This is a genomic window from Butyrivibrio sp. XBB1001 (genome assembly GCF_000424505.1).
Lineage (GTDB): Bacteria > Bacillota > Clostridia > Lachnospirales > Lachnospiraceae > Butyrivibrio.
This window is the reverse complement of record NZ_KE384201.1, coordinates 47,863-67,888: the sequence shown is the minus strand read 5'-3', so window position 1 is coordinate 67,888 and position 20,026 is coordinate 47,863. Positions and strand designations below refer to the sequence as shown.

The following is a 20,026-nucleotide window of genomic DNA, read 5'->3' as shown; positions in this document are numbered from 1 at the left end:
TTATAGCTATATATAAAGAGTAATCATCTACTCAATTATATTTGTGATCACAGCTTGGCGTAGAGCTCTCTGATAGCTTCGCCAGTTGCAAGATCATCGGAAAAAGCAGTGGCACTTCCTGCAGCTGTTCCCATCTTGAGAGCCTGACTGTAATCGTGATTCTCAAGGTAACCTGCAACAAAGCCAGCAACCATTGAATCGCCTGCGCCAACTGAGTTTCTGACCTGTCCCTTTGGAACGCCAACTCTGTGCTTCTCACCAGTTTCTGTAATGAGCATTGCTCCATCGCCAGCCATGGAAATAAGAACATTTCTGGCACCCATCTCCTGGAGCTTCTTGGCATGAGCTTCAATCTCATCATCAGTTTTTAAAACTGTATCAAACATCTCTCCAAGCTCATGATTATTGGGCTTTATAAGGAATGGATGATACTTAAGAACGTTCTTTAAAAGATCTTTGGTAGCATCTACAACAACATCAATCTTCTTGTCAGAGAGTTTAGCAAGGATCTTCTCATATACATCACTTGGAAGAGAGCTTGGAATGCTGCCTGCCAGAATCAGAATATCTCCGTCCTTAAGAGCATCGAGCTGCTTAAAAAGTTCATCCTGTGCGCTCTGTGGAATCTTGGGGCCCTGGGCATTTATCTCTGTTTCAGCAGCGCCCTTTATCTTGACGTTGATTCTTGAGATTCCTTCAGGAAGCTCGATGAAATTAGCCTTGATGCCTTTTCTCTCTACATCAGCAGCGATGGCCTTTCCAGTGAAACCAGCTACAAAGCCAAGAGCTGTGTTCTCAAGCCCAAGGTTCTTGAGAATTGTTGAAACATTGATGCCCTTGCCACCAAAGTAGCATTCCTCGGAGTCAGACCTGTTGGTCATTCCTGGAAGGAGCTCTGAGCCCATCCTTACAACATAGTCAATTGCTGGATTAAAGGTAATAGTGTAGATCATAATTTCTCTCCATCATTTACATTTTTTATGATTGTTTTACTGCTGTAGTTCTTATTAGGCTCTTTGTCTGTGATGATGCAGCAGTTAGGTATCTCTGCAAAAGTTACTGAACTTACCTTGCCAAATTTGGTATGGTCCGCCAGTATGTAGGAAACGTAGGCGTGCTTGACAGCTTCCTGCTTGACCAGGGCTTCATCCACATCAGGAGTAGTGTAGCCTGCGTGAAGTGAAATCCCGTTTGTGCCCATGAAAGCCTTGGTGAAGTGGTACTTGCTGATGCCTTCGATACAGTCAGGACCGATTATGGCCTCGGTTGTAGGCTTGCATCTTCCGCCAATTATCATGGTGCTAAGGCCCTTTTCCAAAAGCTTCTTGGCATGAACAATGCCGTTTGTGATGTACTTGGCCTTGGTATTGGTGATATATTTGATCATTTCCAGAGTAGTGGTACCTGAGTCGATATAAACAAAGTCGTCATCATTTATTAATGAAGCAGCATATTTGCTGATAGCCTCTTTCTCCTGAGTGTTGAGCACAGATTTAGCTAAAACTGTAGGCTCTGTAGTGTTCACATCCTGATCGATTATGGATGTTGCGCCGCCAAAGACCTTAACAATCTTCTTGTCGTCATGAAGAGCAGTAAGATCTCTTCTGATGGTAGCTGCGGAGGCATCAAACTCCTCCATAAGCTCAGCCACTGTTACAACATTTCTTTCATTTATAAGTGCAACAATTAAATCCCGTCTTTCCTGAGTAAGCATATTGTTCCCCTCTGATCATTATGAATATATATGGAAAAAAAGATTGTGATGACCACGTATATAATTTGAACTCTAATTGCATGATAACATCATACGCAATCATTATCAATCAAAAATAATCACAATTAATCACTTAAAATATTATTAAATAATCACAAAAATTCACTAAAATCACACAAAACACTCACAAACGCTCACGTCACTCACGAAGATGCTCACCAAATGATTGTCAGAAAAATATAAAAAAACAATAAAGCTTTATCTATATAGCGTAAAAAACATTTACAAAAAGCACCTGGGAAAGTTAAAATAAGATTAGAATTTTTCTACAGTTAAGCCGCAGGAGGTACTGATTTTGGAAGAATTAAATTTAACTCAGGAACAGATTGATATCATAGGTGAGATAGCAAATATCAGCATGGGTAACTCTGCCACCACGCTTAGCATGATGGTGAACAGAAAAGTTGATATCACTACCCCTAATGTTAAGCTGATCAAAAGAAGCGAAGCTCTCGATGATTATGAGAAAACCTGTATTTTTGTGCAGATCCATTACGTCAAGGGCCTTGAAGGAAACAACGTGCTTGTGTTAAAAGAGAATGACGTAAAAGTCATGACAGATCTTATGATGGGTGGCGATGGCACCAATACTTCCGGAGAAATCACAGAACTTCATCTTTCTGCAGCTTCAGAAGCCATGAACCAGATGATGGGCACAAGTGCCACATCTTTATCTTCAATGCTTGGAATTGCTACCGATATCAGCACTCCTGTTGTTAACCAGATTGATGTTGAGAGTATAAAAGTATTCGAAAAAATGTTTGATACTACTTACGATAAATTTGTTAAAATAGCTTTTAGGATGACAATAGGTGACCTTATTGATTCCGTCATGGTACAATTGTATCCGGTGCAGTTCGCAGTGGATATGTGCCAAAAATTCATGGATAAAGGAAAATAACACTCAAAATGAATAAGGCAGAAACATTAGAAATCAAGAAACAGTTTACACCAGACAGATGTACTATAGATCACATTTGCGGATGTTATGTTGATCACGAAAAGAACAAGAGACTTACCTTTAGAAAGGCCTTTGGACAGATTCCAGAGGAAGAAATGTTCAAATATCTGGACATTTTCCAGCATACACTTGCAGGCACTTTTGGCAAGAACCTAATTAGTCTTGAGTTCCCTCTAGACCAGGAGAAGCCAGGAGGGACTCAAGATTTTCTTTTAACTCTTAGAAATTCAAGACTCGAGGACGATGAGCTTGTGGATGAGTTCTATGACAAGATCATCGCCAACTATGTAAATGGCGAGAACTATTATATTATTCTTGTTCACGCAGTTTACGACATTCCAGGTATCACAAGGGATGGAATTGAGATGGAGGATGCATCTGAGAAGATTTATGATTACATTCTCTGCAGCATCTGCCCGGTCAAGCTCTCCAAGGCAGGACTTGGCTACAACGAGAGCAAGAACGTCATTGAAGACAGATTCCGTGACTGGATTGTAGAAGGCCCTACAAAGGGATTTCTTTTCCCAGCCTTTATAGAAAGAGATACAGATATCCACAACATGCTCTATTTCACAAAGAAGCCTGATGACCTTCAGCCAGAGTTTGTTGAGGCAATGTTTGGCGGAAGAGCACCTATCTCAGCGCCTGAGCAGAAGGACATCTTCGATGCTGTAGTTCAGAACACCATAGGCGAAGAGGCAGACTACGACATCATGAAGAACATTCATGATAATTTGAATGAGATGATAGAAGACCACGAGGGCGATCCGGAGCCTCTCGAGCTTAAAAAGGAAGACGTCAAGCAGCTTCTTCAGGACAGCGGTGTAGCTCAGGACAGACTTGACTATTTTGACGAGAATTATGTGAAATGCGCAGGAGATGAGGATTTTCCTCTACTTGCCAGCAATATAGCCAATACCAAGAAGTTTGATATAGAGACTCCAGATGTGGTGATCAAGGTCAAGCCAGACAGGACAGATCTTGTGGAATCAAGAATTGTCGATGGCAGACAGTGCCTGGTGATCGCAGTGGATGATCACATAGAAGTAAACGGGATCAACGTGCGCACCTTCATGAACAAGTAAGACCAGGTAAAAGACCTGTATTCATCCGGGAGAACAGATATGATTCAGCTTGCAATTGTTGAGGACGAGGATTCATACGCAGCACAGCTTACAGAATACATAAACAGATTCCAGTCCGAGAGCGGTAATTATTTCAAGATTACAAGATTTTCTGATGGGGATGAGATCACTAACGGATATAAGGGGCAGTTCGACATTATCCTTATGGATATTGAGATGAAGCTTATGGACGGCATGACTGCAGCAGAGGAGATCAGAAAGCTTGATAGTGATGTAGTCATTATGTTTATCACAAACATGACCAACTATGCCATAAGGGGCTATCAGGTTGACGCCATGGACTATGTCCTTAAGCCAGTTAGCTATTTTGCTTTTTCACAGAAACTTGGAAGAGCTGTCGGCAAGATAAAAAAGCCAACTTCCAAGATTATCACCGTGGATATGCCCTCAGGGGTAAAAAAGCTGGATATCGACAACATTTTTTATATAGAAAGCGAGGGGCACAACCTCAATTTCTACACTACAGGCGGAGAGTTTACAATAAGAGCCAAGATTGGCGACTTTGAGGAACAGCTCTCAGGATACAATTTCTTTAGGAGCAACAAGGGCTATCTTGTGAATCTTAAGTTTGTAGACGGAGTGGAGAATGGAAGCTGCATCATTGCTGGCAAGAAGCTACTTATCAGCAGATCAAGGAAAAATGACTTCATGTCTGCACTTACAGACTACATGGCATCTCTGGCCTGATGTTTATTGGTAAATAGTATGGAAATTTTTTTCGAAGACATTCCTAGAATATACACGGCCCTGGCTGAGTGGCTGGCCTGCCTGACCTATTGCCTTGTGATGAAAAGAAAAGTCAAAAATGAGGACTTCATTTTGGTTACTATCCTGGCACTTGTGGTTCAGAGCATGTTTCTGGTACTGACTAAGGGGCTTCCTGTAGTATTCTGGATTCCCTGCATGCTGATTGCTGTGGGGCTTATGTATGCCTATATGGCTTTTTGCTGCGATGATAGCAGAAATGTCATAGGTTATTACTGTGCAAGAGCCTTTCTTTTGGCGGAATTGGCCGCCTCCCTTGAGTGGCAGCTTGCATACTTTATCAGGAACATGACGGATTCGATACTAGTCCAGATTTTGATACTTGTGGGAGTCTACACTCTTGTTTTTACCTGGGCCCATTATATGGAGATTGGTATAACCAGGGGAGTCTTCCAGCTTGAGATAAATGGAAGAGAGCTGTGGGCTGCAATTGCCATAGCCGCAGTAGTGTTTGCCTTTAGTAACCTTAGCTTTGTATTTAGGAATACCCCATTTTCTGCAGGACTTGAGGCAGATATCTTTTACATAAGAACCCTCGTGGATATAGCAGGCATCATGATTCTTTATGTATATCAGAGCCGTATCTGCGAACTTCTTGCGGAAAAAGAGCTGCGGAATATCCACGCAATGCTGAAGGCCCAGTACGACAAGTACAGAAACTACCAGTCTACCTTTGAAGTTATCAATATGAAGTATCACGACCTAAAGCACCAGATCGCGGGGCTTCGCGCTGAGATGAGCGATGAGGAGCGCAAAAAGTGGATTGATTCCCTGGAACAGGAGCTTGAATCCTACAGCCCAGAGCTGGAGACTGGAAATAGTGTGCTTGATACTCTGATTGCCGGAAAGATGATGAACTGCAGGGCCAATAACATCAAGATAACCTGCGTTGCAGATGGCGATATTCTGGAATTTATGCATGTGGCGGACATTTGTACCATTTTTGGTAATGCCCTTGATAATGCAATTGAGAGTGTGGCTCTTATAGAGGATCCTGAGAAGAGGCTTATTCATCTATCTCTTTCCCAGAAAAAGAATTTTATACTGATCCAGATAAATAACTATTGCGAAAACACTATAACAATTAAAAATGGTTACCCTGTTACGTCCAAGGCTGATAAGGGAAATCATGGATTTGGACTTAAGAGTATCAGATATACAGTGGAAAAATACCACGGAACATTGAATTTTGGCCTTAAAGATAATTGGTTTGAGCTTACGATGCTTATTCCAAAAGGAGGGCTTGGATGAATTTAGTTGCAGTAGCTGTAGCTGATTATATAGGTGTGGTCATTCTTATAGCGATGCTATACAGCAGCCACATTCGAAGATCTGAGGGCAGGTTTGAGTATAAGATTTTTTCTCTTATAGCAGGCTTGTCGGCTTTTGCCTGTGCTATTGATTTTCTTACCTTTTATGTTGATGGAAAGCCAGGGCAGCTTAGCCGTATTATTGGCTATGCAGGCAACACTTACTGCTTTATGACTAATCCTCTTTTTTCTATTGGATGGTGTATGTACACTGAGCTCAAGCTATTTAAGTCTACAGTAAGGATAAGAAGGCGCTACAAATTTATAGCAGTACCCGGACTTATTTTGATTCTGATTTCTTTGATGAATTTGTTTGTTCCGGTAGTTTTTTATATTGATGAAATGAATGTATATCACAGACTCCCCCTTAGCTATGGTTACTTTATCGTCGAGTTTGGATATCTTATTTACAGTTATGTGCTTCTTAAAAGATATGAGAGTAGATACGGCAAGGTGAGATTTTTCCCAATAGGTCTTATGATGGGGCCTGTAATAGCAGGGTGCATTATTCAGCTTGTCTTTTACGGAATATCACTTATCTGGGTATCGCTGGCAGTGGGACTTACAGCAATCTATATGTCTCTTCAGAATGAGTTTTCTTATCTGGACACGCTGACGGGGCTTTATAACAGGGCCTTCCTTGACTACGTCCTCGAACAGTACTCCAGGGACATGGGGGCTCGTATGGGCGGCATCATGATAGATGTTGACCGTTTTAAAAAAATAAATGATACCTTCGGACATTCCGTTGGTGATGAAGCCCTTATTGACACTGCAAGAGTCATAACTCTTAGTAAACCTGATAAGGCAGTGGCAGTAAGATTTGCTGGAGATGAGTTTATTCTTATATTGAAGGGAACTTCCGAAGAAGCCCTTAAAAGGGTGGTAAAAAATATAAGGGATGAGCTGGATCTTTTTAACGAGACAGAGGGTAGACAGTATCAGTTATCGCTATCTATAGGCTATACATTATTTGATCCGGAAAAAGATAATGTGGATAGCTTCTTTAGACATATGGACGACAATATGTATCTGGAAAAGGTCAAACACCATTCATGACAAAAAACGTACCGTTTATGACAAAAACGGCACGTTTTTTTTATGCGTGTTAACCTCATGTTGTAAGCGCCGCTAAGATTATTTATGCGGTCAAACTAAGGAACTAGATCCTGACCAGATTTAGTTTCCAGATTAAAAAAGGGAGGTTAATCTATGTTATCTATCAATCTGGATGACGTGATGAAAGTCATCAATTCAATCAAGCCTTTTTTGATTGCTATAGGTATCATAATTGCAGTTGCAATCGTTATCATGATCGCAGTTATGAAGCTTAAGAAGTCAACCAAGAAGCTTGTAAGAGGCACAGCACTTGTTGCTATGCTGACTGGTATTGTTATATGTGTGAATATGATCCTGACAGGACCTATGAGCACAATGATGGATCTTATTAGTGGAAGCGGTACAATCTCAAAGACTACATCTGATGAGACAACTGTTCTTGCACAGGATATCGCAAGAGAGGGTATCGTTCTTCTTGAGAATGATGAGAACACTCTTCCTGTTGCTTCAGGAAGCAAGCTTAACGTTTTCGGATGGGCTTCAACAAATCCTATCCTTGGTGGCGCTGGTTCAGGTGCTCTTAATGATGCATATGAAACTATCGATCTTCTTAAGTCACTTAGTGATGCTGGAATCGAGACAAACGCTGAACTTACAAAGTTCTACACAGACTACAAGGCAGACAGACCAGTAGTTGGTATGTGGAATCAGGACTGGACACTTCCAGAACCTAACGTTTCTCTTTATACAGACGAACTTATGTCAAATGCTAAGTCTTACTCAGACACAGCTATGATCGTTATCAGCCGTTCAGGCGGTGAGGGTGCAGACCTTCCAACAAATATGCCTTCTGTAGTAGATGGTTCTTTCAAGGATGGAACAACTTACACAGCTGGTACTTATGATGATGCTCTCAACGAGGGTAACGACTGGGATGCAGGTGATCACTACCTTCAGCTTACAAACAGAGAAGAAGAGATGATTGACCTTGTATGCGCAAACTTTGACAAGGTAATCCTTGTTTACAACGGTGCTAACGCATTCGAGCTTGGTTTTGTAAAAGATCACCCACAGATTAAGTCAGTTCTCTGGGCAGCAGGTATGGGCCACGTTGGTATGAAGGCTCTTGGCGAGATCGTAACTGGTGAGGTTAACCCATCAGGTAAGACAATCGACACTTATGTTTATGACATGACAAAGACACCTTGGTGGAACAACTTTGGTGACTTCAACTATACAAATATGGAAGACTTCGCTTATGTATCAACAGGATTTACTGGCGTTGAGACCAAGGCAGAAGTTAGCTTTGTAAATTACGTAGAGGGTATCTATGTAGGATACAAGTTCTATGAGACAGCAGCACTTGAAGGTCTCATCAACTATGACGAAATGGTTCAGTATCCATTCGGATATGGCCTTTCATACACAACATTTGAGCAGACAATGGGCGACATTACTGAGGAAAATGGAACAATTACTTTTGATGTAACTGTTACAAATACAGGTTCTGTTGCAGGTAAGGACGTAGTAGAGGTTTATTACAATCCTCCATATGAGAACGGTGGAATCGAGAAGGCTTCTGCAAACCTTGTAGAGTTTGCAAAGACTCAGCTCCTTGAGCCAGGCGCATCAGAGACAATCACTATCTCTTTTGCAGCAGAAGATATGGCATCTTATGATTACCAGAACGCTAAGGCTTATGTACTTGACGCTGGTGACTATGAGATTTCTATCAACAAGGATTCTCACAACGTTATCGATTCTAAGACATACACTGTAGGAACTACAGTAACTTATGACGGATCAAACAAGAGAACTTCAGATAAGGTTACAGCTACAAACGCATTTGATTTTGCTAATGGTAACCTTGAGTACCTTTCAAGAGCAGATGGATTTGCTAACTACAATGCAGCAACAGCAGCTCCTAAGAGCTACGAGATGCCTGCAGATGTAAAGGCAACTTTCTACAACATCAGCAACTACCTTACACCAGAAGCTACAGCAGCTGATGAGGATCCAAACGCAGCAGCAGTTATAACTGGCGCAGCTTCATCACTTCAGCTCAAGGACCTTCGTGGTCTTGCCAAGGACGATCCTAAGTGGGATGAGCTCCTTAATGCTATGACACTTGATGATATGAACGCCCTTATTTCTCTTGGCGGATATCAGACAAACTCAGTTGAGTCAATCGGCAAGGTTCGTACAAACGACTGTGACGGCCCTGCTTCAATCAACAATAACTTTACAGGTGTTGGATCTCTTGGATTCCCTGTAGGTGTTACAATTGCAGCTACTTTCAACAAAGAGCTTGCTTATTCATTCGGTGACTACATCGGTAAGATGGCTAACGAGATGGATGTATCTGGTTGGTATGCACCAGCTATGAACATTCACAGAACAGCTTTTGCTGGACGTAACTTTGAGTACTATTCAGAAGACGGTGTTCTTTCTGGAAAGATTGCTTCAGAAGCTACAAAGGGCTCATGGGCTAACGGAGTTTACGCTTATGTTAAGCACTTTGCATTTAATGATCAGGAAGGCAATAGATGCGACATGCTCTGCACATGGACTAATGAGCAGGCAGCTCGTGAGATTTACCTTAAGCCTTTCGAGATCAGTGTCAAGAACGTTGAGATGACAGCAGTTATGTCTTCCTTCAACTACATTGGTAACCGTTGGGCAGGCGGATGTAAGGAACTTCTTAAGACAGTTCTTAGAGATGAGTGGGGCTTCAATGGCTTCGTACTTACTGACTACTTCGGAGTTTACGGATACATGTCATCTGACCAGGCTATCAGAAATGGTACAGACTGTATGCTTGTTAACTATCCAACAGCTACAAACAGCGTTCAGTTCAGAGATACAAACGGAGCACAGCAGGCTATGCGTGAGGCTACCAAGAATATTCTTTATACTGTAGTTAACAGCCGTGCTTATGCACCTGAGAATCTCAAGACAGGAATGGCTTCCTGGAAGATTCTTATGATCGTTTGTGACTGCGTATTTGCAGTACTTATGATCTGCCTTATGGCTATCTTTTGCAAGAACTTCAAGAAGAATAGAGCAAATGAAAAGGCAGCAGCAGAAGCTACTGTAGAGTAATAGTAATTTAGACCTATAAATATATAGGATATGATTGGATCATAGGCGGCACGGGAGGTCCTGTGCCGACCTATGTTTCCATATTTAAAAAGGTGTTTGCCAATTGTCACATGGAATTGGCAAATTACATAGATATGCGAGGGAAAAAATGAAATATCAAGATATCATTGAGAAGATGACAATTGAAGAGAAGGCAGCTTTCTTGAGCGGAAAGGGAGAATGGCAGACAAGGGAATTTGAGAGACTTGGAATTCCATCCATATTCTGTTCAGATGGACCTCACGGTATCAGAAAGCAGGCTGGAGCGGGAGACCACCTGGGACTTAACGAATCCCTTCCTGCAACATGCTTCCCTACTGCAGCAACAGTAGCCAATAGCTGGGATACAGAGCTTGGCGAGGAACTAGGAAAGACACTTGGAAAAGAGGCTATGGCAGAAGGTGTCAACGTGCTGTTGGGACCAGGTCTTAATATAAAGAGAAGTCCTCTTTGCGGAAGAAACTTTGAATATTTTTCAGAAGATCCATATCTTGCAGGTAAGATGGCTGCATCATATGTAAGAGGTATTCAGTCACAGGGTGTATACGCTTGTCCCAAGCATTTTGCGGTGAACTCACAGGAGCTTCGTCGTATGGCTATGAATGCGGTTGTTGATGAGCGTACTTTAAGAGAAATATATCTTACTGGTTTTGAGATTGCTGTAAAAGAAGGTAAGGCCAAGACTATCATGTCTGCGTACAATGAGGTCAATGGCACATATGCCAATGAGAATAAGCATCTTTTGACTGATATTTTGAGAAAAGATTGGGGCTTTGACGGAATAGTAATTACTGACTGGGGTGCTTCCAATGACCATGCTCTTGGCGTGGCAGCAGGCTCAAACCTTGAGATGCCTAATCCTGGCCTTGATTCTGCAAGAGAACTTGTGGCTGCTGTTGAGAGCGGCAAGATCAGCATGGAGGATGTGGATGCAAGAGTAGACGAGCTTCTTGATGCTGTCATGACTCTTTATGTTAACGCTCAGGGCAAGTCTGATGACTTTGACAAGGCAGCACATCACGCAGTAGCAAGAAAAGCTGCTACTGAGAGCACAATCCTTCTTAAGAACGAGGGCAACATCCTTCCTCTTAAGCCTGGTGCCAAGGTTGCCATAATTGGAGATTTTGCCTTTGTTCCAAGATACCAGGGCGCAGGCTCATCTCTTGTTAATCCTACTAAGATTGAGACTGTATCAGAGATTCTGGGCAATTATGATATTCAGGTTATTGGATCTTCAAGGGGCTATTCCAGAACTGGCGAGGAAGATGCTGCAACCAGGAAGGAAGCTCTTGATATAGCAAAAAGAGCTGACATAGTTCTTTTCTTCTTTGGTCTTAATGAAGATAGTGAGTCTGAGGGTATGGATAGAACACACATGAGAATACCTCAGAATCAGATAAATCTTTTACAGGAGCTTGGACAGGTCAACAAGAATCTTGTTGGAATCATTAGTGCAGGTTCAGCAATTGAGATGCCTTGGCATCATTACTTCAAGGCTATTCTCCATGGCTATTTAAATGGCCAGGCTGGAGCAAGTGCTGTTATGGACATTTTAACCGGTAAAGTTTGCCCATCTGGTAAGCTTTCAGAGACTGTTCCAAGAAGACTTGAGGATACACCTGCATACCGCTATTATCCAAGCACAGAGAGAACCTCTGAGTACAGAGAAAGCGTATTTGTTGGCTACAGATATTATGAAACTGCGGAAGTTCCTGTGCTTTATCCATTTGGCTTTGGACTTTCCTATACAAGTTTTGAGTACAGCGATCTTAATGTTACTGAAGAGGGTATCTCTTTTACCATCAAGAATGTAGGACAGATGGAAGGTGCTGAGGTTGCTCAGATGTACGTTTCTCTTCCTGATGCCAAGGTATTCAGACCAGAAAAAGAGCTTAAGGGATTTGCCAAGGTGTTCCTGAAGCCAGGAGAATCCAAGAAGGTTGAGATTGCCTTTGATGATAAGACTTTCCGTTACTGGAATGTCAAGACTAACAAGTGGGAAGTAGAAGGTGGGCAGTACAAGATCCTCCTGGGAGCTTCCAGCGCAGATATCAGGCTGACTGGCGACATTACAAGAACTGCAACTACAGAGGAGCTTCCATATGTTCAAGAGAAGATGCCTACATATTACAGCGGCAAGATCCAGACTGTAGAAGATGCTGAGTTTGAGGCACTTCTTGGCAGAAGCATTCCAGATGGCAAGTGGAGCGGACTTCTGACAGCCAATGATGCTATCTGCCAGATGTACTATGCAAAGAGCGGACTTGCCAGATTTGCTTATAAGCGTCTTACAGCTATGAAGAAGAAAGCTGATGAGAGCGGCAAGCCTAATCTTAACGTACTCTTTATCTATAACATGCCATTCAGAGCTATGGCCAAAATGACTGGCGGCGCTGTTTCAATGGATATGGTGGATGGCATTGTTGATATTGTAAATGGCAAGTTCTTTGGCGGACTTGGCAAGGTGATTTCCGGTTACTTCCGTAACAGTAAGCTCAACAAGGAATATGAGGCTAAGATTAAGTGAGTGTAGACGTTTAATGGCTGCCTAATAGAGCTTTGATAATAATTGATGGAGGATTTTTGTAATGAATTTTTGGAAGAGTTTCGAGGAGAAGCACCCTAAGATTGCTAAGTGGGTGAGAGAGGGAGGCTTATTTGTGGTCGTAAGTAACCTGATCACAGTATTTAAGTACCTTCTCCTTACATTTTTACCAGCTGCTTTTGCATTTTTAGGAGACAGGTCTTTTGGATGGCCTGGAATTCCTCTTACATTATTTGGTGAGACATTTGATTGGAATATTCTTGGCTACGATCAGGCACACGGTGGACTTGCCTACTTTGTAGCTTACATGATCGCCATGGTCATCGGCGAATGCATTAACTTCCCTATCCAGAAGCTTTTTGTATTCCGTAACCACGACAAGCCCGGCAAGCAGATTGCATGGTACGTTGCAGCATTCATCCTGATCACCTGCATCGTAAACTCAATCAACTGCATCTGGGTAGCTGTAGCAGGCAAGTTTGTTCCAGCATTTGTTTACAACATCGGAACTACAGTATTAAACGGCGGCGTTTCAATGGTAGTATTCTTCTTTGTAAACAAGATCATCTTCCCTGAGACCGTGAAGAAGGCGGAGAATGAGTAATAGAGCTTGAATTATACAGGAGCTGCATTGTTTTTGGGTGATATACCTATAAAACAGACGCAGCTCCTTATTTTTATAGGTTCAAAAGCAATTGAAACAAAAATGAGAGGCAAATTGTATAACCTATGGGTGTGCAAATCTAGTACAAACAAAATTGCAAAAAAGTTGCGTTGATATTTTCTTTGAAGCTTGATAAAATCGAGCGGAATATGTTTAGTTTTGAAAATGAAATATCGGATTTGTGGAAAGAATATATTGAGGACGATATTCAGGAGGATACATGAGTTTACACTATAATGCATTTATATCATACAAACATGCAGAACTTGATAATAAAGTAGCTGCTGACATAGAGAAACTATTGGAACGATATCATATTCCAAAAAAGATCCAGAAAAAAACCGGAATGAAGAAGATAGAGCGCATCTTCAGGGACAAGGATGAGCTTCCAATTACAAGCGACCTTACAGACACCATAAATGAGGCACTTCTTAATTCAGATTACCTTATAGTTCTCTGCTCCAAGAGCACACGCCTTTCGACCTGGGTTGAGAGGGAGATAAGTCTCTTTTTACAGACTCATCCATTAGACCACGTTCTGACTGTGCTGGCAGAGGGCGAGCCCTATGAAGTTATCCCCCAGATGCTTCTTAATAGAACTGTTCAAAGACTTAACTACATGGGCCAGGTAGAAACAGTTATTGAGCCGGTTGAGCCCCTTTCCTGCGATTTTCGCCTGCCTCGTAAGGAAGCTATAAACACTGAGCTTCCAAGACTTGCAGCTGCTCTTATTGGCTGCTCTTATAACGAGCTTATGAACAGACAGCGTCAGTACAAGATGAAGAGACTTACTGCCATGGCAGCAGGCGTGATGGCGCTTTCTGTTGGCTTTGGCGGATACATGCTCTACAGCAATCAGAAGATCAACGAGAACTACCAGAATTCACTTATCAACCAGTCAAGATACCTGGCCAACTCTTCTGAACAGCTTCTTGAAGATGAAAAGAGAATTGATGCCCTCCACCTTGCGCTGGCAGCCCTTCCAAATGAAGAGACGCCTGACAGACCAGTAATTCCAGAGGCAGAAAGAGCTATAGCAAATGCAAGTCTTGCCTACGAGACAGTTTACGGCTCCAATATCACATCAGTTTGGAACTATACAATGCCTGATAATATAAAAAAGTTCTATGTGGGACCTGACGGAGACTCCCTGGCTGCCATCGATATGTCTGACAACGTGATGGTATGGGATGCTCAGACAAAAGAACTTGTGTATAGCTATTCTTCAAGTGATGACTGCGCAGATGTGATCTACTACATATCAGAAGATAAGCTTCTTGTAACAGGCTTATATTTTGTCAGATGCGTCGATGTCAAGAATAAGACTGTCCTCTGGGAACATGAGAAATTAGGCGATGGAGCAGTGGCCAATTATTACGCAGCTAGTGACAATGGCTCTTTTGTCTATGTTCCAGTAGGTGATGCCACTATTTATAAGCTGGATTCAGCTACCGGAAATATAGTGGACACCTATGGCTTTGCAGAAAATGATCTTGATGCTATGAAGTGCTATTTTGTTGACATGATCATTTCTCCTGATGAACAAAAGCTCATGTTTGAAGTGGAACTGGGTGATACCAAGGATAAAAGCCTCTGCATATATAATCTATCTGACAAGACCTATGAGTTTATAAACCTCAAGGCGATGGGGCTTTTTACCGATGATAACTTCCTTTCCACTTTCTGCTGGATGGATAATGATACGATAGCTATCGCAGTAAACCAGGAAGGAATGGGCGGAAACTACGGTTTTCTTAACATGGATGTTTACTCAACAAACCATGACATGATAACTTGCATTAATCTGGAAGATAAGTCTACAAGATGGAACTACGATTTTTCTTTTACCACCTATTCAAGCACAGATGGATTCATAGTTCTGACTGAAATGGACGGACTCTGCTTCTACAAAGGAAACAAGGCTACCATTATAGATCCAAATACTGGTGAAATGCTCTATGATTACAACTTAAACGACGTAATTGTCGGAGCCAAGCTAAACAAGGGTGCAGAATTTCCTATCTTCCAGACTGAGTCAGGAAAACATGCTATTCCACTTCCTTCGCAGGGAACTGACACCATAGCTTTAACCAAGTATTTTACTGATGATATTGACAGCATAAAGGTTTCAAAGGGAGCCTATGCTCATGTCAGAAACAGCAACTCTATTATTTACTATGGTGTGGGTGTTTCAGACGATGAGTATCTTAGCTTTGATGCGACTCTTTCTTATGACAACATCATGTCACAGAGTGCATTTGTAGGAGAAAACAGTCTTGCTGTACTCAGAGGAGATGACGCCGGAATAACCATTGACCTATATGATGCTCAGAATAAAAAGTTCTTAAAGAGCGTTCATATAGATAATGAGGATAATTCTTATAATCACTACAATTTTATTGCAGCAGATAAAGGCAAAATATATATTTCCCACTATTCAAGCATCGGAGGAAATGTATTAGAGCTTATTGAACTTGATGATATATCAGGAAACAACAAGACAACTACACTGGCTGAGGAAACAAGCTGCGGCGAGATGTCTTTTAAAGATGGCAAGATAGCTTATTTTGACTGTAAATCTTATTCACAGAATACTATTGCTCTGTATGATGTAGAGACAGCTGAGAAAAAAGAGTTTGCGCTTCCTGAGAATGGATATGTAAATGTCGAGAATATAGAGTATTGCCCGGAAGATGGCATAGTCTATCTGGCCGGAAGTGCTGACTACATCCTGAATGTTGAATCAGGAGAAGTGGCAAGCGTTACCCACTCTTCAGAATGGCAGGATACTAAGAAGGTGAGTATTGATGCTACAAGCCACAAGACTATTGAGACTGACTATTCTTCAATTGAAGTCAGCGACTATACAGGCGAACAGCTTTATAGCATCAAATGCCCAGAGATAAAACCTTACGATGTATCAGTTTACAGAGCGTTAGACAATAGTAAGGCAGTTCTGCTGGTTCCTTATGAGGATGGAATGCTTTATAGATATGATCTTGAGACTGGAGAACTTATTGGAAAAACAGAATTTACCCCATATACATCTCCAATCACAACAGACAGGGTTGAATTTAATTATGACCCTGAGAATAATTTACTCTATCTTCAGATTGATGGCGTAATAGATATTATAGAGCTAAAGAGCTATGTCCAGACAGCCTGCGTTGTAGGAAGCCTTGGATATCACGAGGGCACAGATACCTTCATTGTTACATCGGATGTTGAGAATTCTCAGGAAGAAATAGGATATTTCAGACACTACTCAGTCCAGGAACTTATTGAGAAAGCAAAGAAACTTACAAAAGGAACAGAACCTTCACAGGAATTAAGAGAAGAATACGGATTCTAATATGAGCTTACATTACAATGCTTTTATTTCATACAAACATGCGGAGCTTGACAACAAGGTGGCTGCGCAGATTGAAAAGGCTTTGGAGCGTTACCATATTCCAAAGAAAATACAGAAAAAGACAGGCGTAAAAAAGATAGAGCGCATCTTCAGGGATAAGGATGAACTTCCTATTACTAGTGACCTTAGTGGAACTATAGAAGATGCCCTTAGAAATTCAGATTACCTTATTGTCCTCTGCTCAAAGAGCACCTGCCTTTCCACTTGGGTAGAGAGGGAAATCACCATCTTTTTGCAGGATCATCCAATTGATAGAGTTCTGACTGTTCTGGCAGAGGGAGAACCATACGAAGTTATTCCCAAAATGCTACTTAGTAGAACCTTTCAGAGACTTAACTCTATGGGGCAGGTGGAAACTGTTACAGAGCCTGTTGAACCTCTGTCCTGCGACTGGAGACTTCCCCTGAAAGAAGCCAAGAATACAGAGCTTCCACGACTTGCGGCCGCGCTTATCGGATGTTCCTATAACGAGCTTATGAATAGACAGCGCCAGTACAAGATGAAACGCTTAACTGCAATGGCAGCAGGCGTAATGGGGCTTTCTGTAGGCTTTGGTGCATACATGCTCTACAGCAATCACAGGGTCAACGAAAATTACCAAAAGGCCCTTATCAGCCAGTCCAAGTACCTTGCCACAGAATCTTCAAGACTTCTCGACGAAGAGCAGAGGATCAATGCATTATACCTTGCGCTTGAAGCCCTCCCCAATGAGGAAAATCCCGACAAACCAGTTGTGCCAGAGGCTGTAAAGGCACTGAGTAATGCTTCACTTGCTTATGAGAATAGGTCAGGAGCGGGAGTAACCGCAGTTTGGAACTACACGATGCCAGATGTTGTTTCTGAAATGGTTTTTGCTGATGGTGGAGAATACATTGCTGCGATAGACAGGTCTCATAATGTCAAAGCATGGAAATGCAGTAGTCACGAGCTTGTATATACATTTAGCTCCCAACTCGATCCAGTTAAAAAAATATATTTTGCCGATGAAAAATCTTTTGTTATACAGGGAAGCCATACACTAAAAGCAATTGACATTACAAATGGGCAGGTTATATGGGAAAAAGATGATTTATTTGATGATTATACAAGCTTATCTGGGTATTACAATGTTCTTACTGATGGTTCTATTTTGATCGGCACAACAAGAGATGGTATTTTTAAAGTATCTATTTCAAATGGGGAAGTCATTGACAATTATATAATTGAATCAGAAGACGCATATGCGAAAAGCATTAACTTTGGCGATTTTAGAGTATCTCCCAAAGGTGATAAAATAGCCTTTTTAGGTAATGTAGATGATGGATTATGTATTGTAGTTTATGATTTGAATTCAAATAGTCTGATCTATAGAGATTTAGAAGAGATGGGCTGTTTTGCCAACAATCAAACTCTTGATGAATATAAATGGATTGACGATAACTCAATTTGCCTGGCTGTCGGAAGAGAGTGGACAGAAAGTAACTTTGGATTTTTAACCATGGAAGTAATGGAACCTGAGACTGAGAATATCTTTTGCATTAATAGCGAAGACTTATCATTGAGATGGAGTAATGATTTTATATCCAATGCAATTCTTTATGATTACGGCTTTGTTGATCTTCCAAATATTTCAGCTTTCGCTTATTACAGCGGTGATATCTGTGAGGTTTGGGATAAGAAAACTGGTGAACGGATCAATAGATTTGATTTTACTGATACAATAGTCGGCATAATGATGAGTAAAGATGATGACTATCCAGGTTTCTTCCTTAGGAATGGAGCCACAGGTACTGTTGGAAATAGTAAGGAAAGATCGGCTGATAGTGTTTCTCTTATGTATTATTTTATTAATGATATAGAAAAAGCAGTGGCTAATAGAGGAGTATACATCATTAAAGATTCAAGTTCAGAAATTATATACTATGGCGTGGGAGTATGTGATGAGAGTTTTGAAGAGTTTAAGGATTCTCCGACATATCCGTATACGCCTTTCGAGGAACTTATCATAGATGGTGATAAGCTGGCTGTAATGAGAACTGAGGATGAAAAGGCTATAATATCTTTCTTTGATGTGAATACAAAAGAACTTTTGGGAGAGGTTCCTCTTGATTTAAATACTTATAAGTGCAAACTTATCGGATTTGAAAATGGTGTTGCATCTATAAAATATTATGAAAACGATAAAACATCCTTGTTCAGAGTTAAAGCTGATACTATGGAAGTAAGAGAAATAGTGATTGCCAGAGATTCTAGTATAGGAACGAGTTCTCTACCAATTTTTAAAGATGGTAAATTGATTTATCTAGACTCTATGAATTATGAGTATTATAAGATTGCAGTTTGCGATGTAATGCATGGATCAACCAGATTGTATGATGTGAGCTTTGAGTATTTATTCGGAAGTGACTATGAGAAAAAAATAGATTATTGTCCAGAACTTAACACTATTTATTTTGCTTATAAGGATGATTCAATAATTAACACTGAGACTGGAGAAGTTGTAGTTGTAGCACATTCCAATGACTGGCACGGAACAACCGGGATATATTTCGATTACCAAAAAGAAAGAATTTATACCACTGATAATAATTTTATTATTGCTAGTAACCTAAAGGGAGAAGAACTTTATAAGATTGCTTGTCCAGAGGGAGAAGTGGTTACAATGACTTCACATAATGGGGAGTTTTATGCGGTTTATTCCAATGGCACCCTATATAGATATGAGGCTGAGACTGGAGAACTGATTGCAGGTATTACTATTTCACGTCCACAGCTATATAATGGGACTTCGATGATGAGGTTTGATGATGCAAAACATCTTCTATATATCAAACAGGATTACGTGTATAACATTATAGATACTAATTCCTGGGTTGAAACTGCATATCTTAAGAATTGTATTGGATATCATGAAGGCACAGACTCATTTATTGTGTTTAATGAAAATGTTAATGGGGAGCTGAAACTTGGCTACTTCAAACAGTATTCATTAGAGGAACTCATCCAAAGAGGTCAAAAAATGTTAGAAGGCGCGGAGATAAGCGATGCCTTCAAGGATAGCTATGGAATAGGATAATTAATGGCTTACGAGCTCATGTTACTTGAAAAAGTAGCATGGGCTTTTCTAATCAACACATCCAGGCATTGAATACAAAGATGGAGTTACCCATATATATTTGTATTGCCACGGAAAGCTAAATGATTTCTTGTCTGATACTCATGGAAAACGTCTTATGGAAGTGCTAAAATACATAGTATCAGGAGAGGTTCC

General features: G+C 41.0%; 11 protein-coding genes and 1 pseudogene. 10 read left to right on the top strand and 2 right to left on the bottom strand.

The window, feature by feature from the left end; all coding sequences use genetic code 11:
• Positions 1 to 47: 47 nt before the first annotated feature.
• Positions 48 to 953 (bottom strand): 1-phosphofructokinase, encoded by a 906-nt coding sequence (gene pfkB, locus G631_RS0116320; protein WP_026490348.1) that lies wholly within the window; start codon positions 951 to 953, stop codon positions 48 to 50.
• On the bottom strand, positions 950 to 1,714 hold the full coding sequence (locus G631_RS0116315; protein WP_026490347.1) for a DeoR/GlpR family DNA-binding transcription regulator: 765 nt from the start codon (positions 1,712 to 1,714) through the stop codon (positions 950 to 952). Before G631_RS0116315 ends, pfkB begins: the two co-directional genes overlap by 4 nt.
• Before the next feature lie 370 nt (positions 1,715 to 2,084).
• Here G631_RS0116315 and fliY point away from each other — a divergent pair.
• The 10 genes and pseudogenes from fliY to G631_RS0116260 all read left to right on the top strand — a co-directional run.
• A pseudogene (gene fliY, locus G631_RS0116310) lies at positions 2,085 to 2,648 on the top strand (flagellar motor switch phosphatase FliY); the annotation flags it as partial.
• Positions 2,649 to 2,683: 35 nt separating this feature from the next.
• Positions 2,684 to 3,820 (top strand): DUF4317 domain-containing protein, encoded by a 1,137-nt coding sequence (locus G631_RS0116305; RefSeq protein WP_026490345.1) that lies wholly within the window; start codon positions 2,684 to 2,686, stop codon positions 3,818 to 3,820.
• Between the two features lie 39 nt (positions 3,821 to 3,859).
• Complete coding sequence (locus G631_RS0116300) at positions 3,860 to 4,567, top strand: LytR/AlgR family response regulator transcription factor (RefSeq protein ID WP_026490344.1); 708 nt, start codon at positions 3,860 to 3,862, stop codon at positions 4,565 to 4,567.
• Between the two features lie 18 nt (positions 4,568 to 4,585).
• The gene (locus tag G631_RS0116295) at positions 4,586 to 5,896 is read left to right on the top strand and encodes a GHKL domain-containing protein (protein ID WP_026490343.1); all 1,311 of its coding nucleotides are present in this window, start codon (positions 4,586 to 4,588) and stop codon (positions 5,894 to 5,896) included.
• The gene (locus tag G631_RS0116290) at positions 5,893 to 7,014 is read left to right on the top strand and encodes a GGDEF domain-containing protein (RefSeq protein WP_026490342.1); all 1,122 of its coding nucleotides are present in this window, start codon (positions 5,893 to 5,895) and stop codon (positions 7,012 to 7,014) included. The genes G631_RS0116295 and G631_RS0116290 overlap by 4 nt, the downstream gene beginning before the upstream one ends.
• Before the next feature lie 153 nt (positions 7,015 to 7,167).
• Positions 7,168 to 10,116 (top strand): glycoside hydrolase family 3 N-terminal domain-containing protein, encoded by a 2,949-nt coding sequence (locus G631_RS0116285; RefSeq protein WP_026490341.1) that lies wholly within the window; start codon positions 7,168 to 7,170, stop codon positions 10,114 to 10,116.
• Between the two features lie 148 nt (positions 10,117 to 10,264).
• Entirely contained in the window at positions 10,265 to 12,682 is a 2,418-nt protein-coding gene (locus G631_RS0116280) for a glycoside hydrolase family 3 C-terminal domain-containing protein (protein WP_026490340.1), read from the top strand.
• A gap of 61 nt (positions 12,683 to 12,743) precedes the next feature.
• Positions 12,744 to 13,304: a GtrA family protein gene (locus G631_RS0116275; RefSeq protein ID WP_026490339.1), complete on the top strand. Its 561-nt coding sequence runs from the start codon at positions 12,744 to 12,746 to the stop codon at positions 13,302 to 13,304.
• A gap of 280 nt (positions 13,305 to 13,584) precedes the next feature.
• Positions 13,585 to 16,716: a TIR domain-containing protein gene (locus G631_RS0116265; protein WP_026490338.1), complete on the top strand. Its 3,132-nt coding sequence runs from the start codon at positions 13,585 to 13,587 to the stop codon at positions 16,714 to 16,716.
• 1 nt (position 16,717) lies between these two features.
• Positions 16,718 to 19,831: an outer membrane protein assembly factor BamB family protein gene (locus tag G631_RS0116260; RefSeq protein ID WP_026490337.1), complete on the top strand. Its 3,114-nt coding sequence runs from the start codon at positions 16,718 to 16,720 to the stop codon at positions 19,829 to 19,831.
• The last annotated feature ends 195 nt before the right edge of the window (positions 19,832 to 20,026 follow it).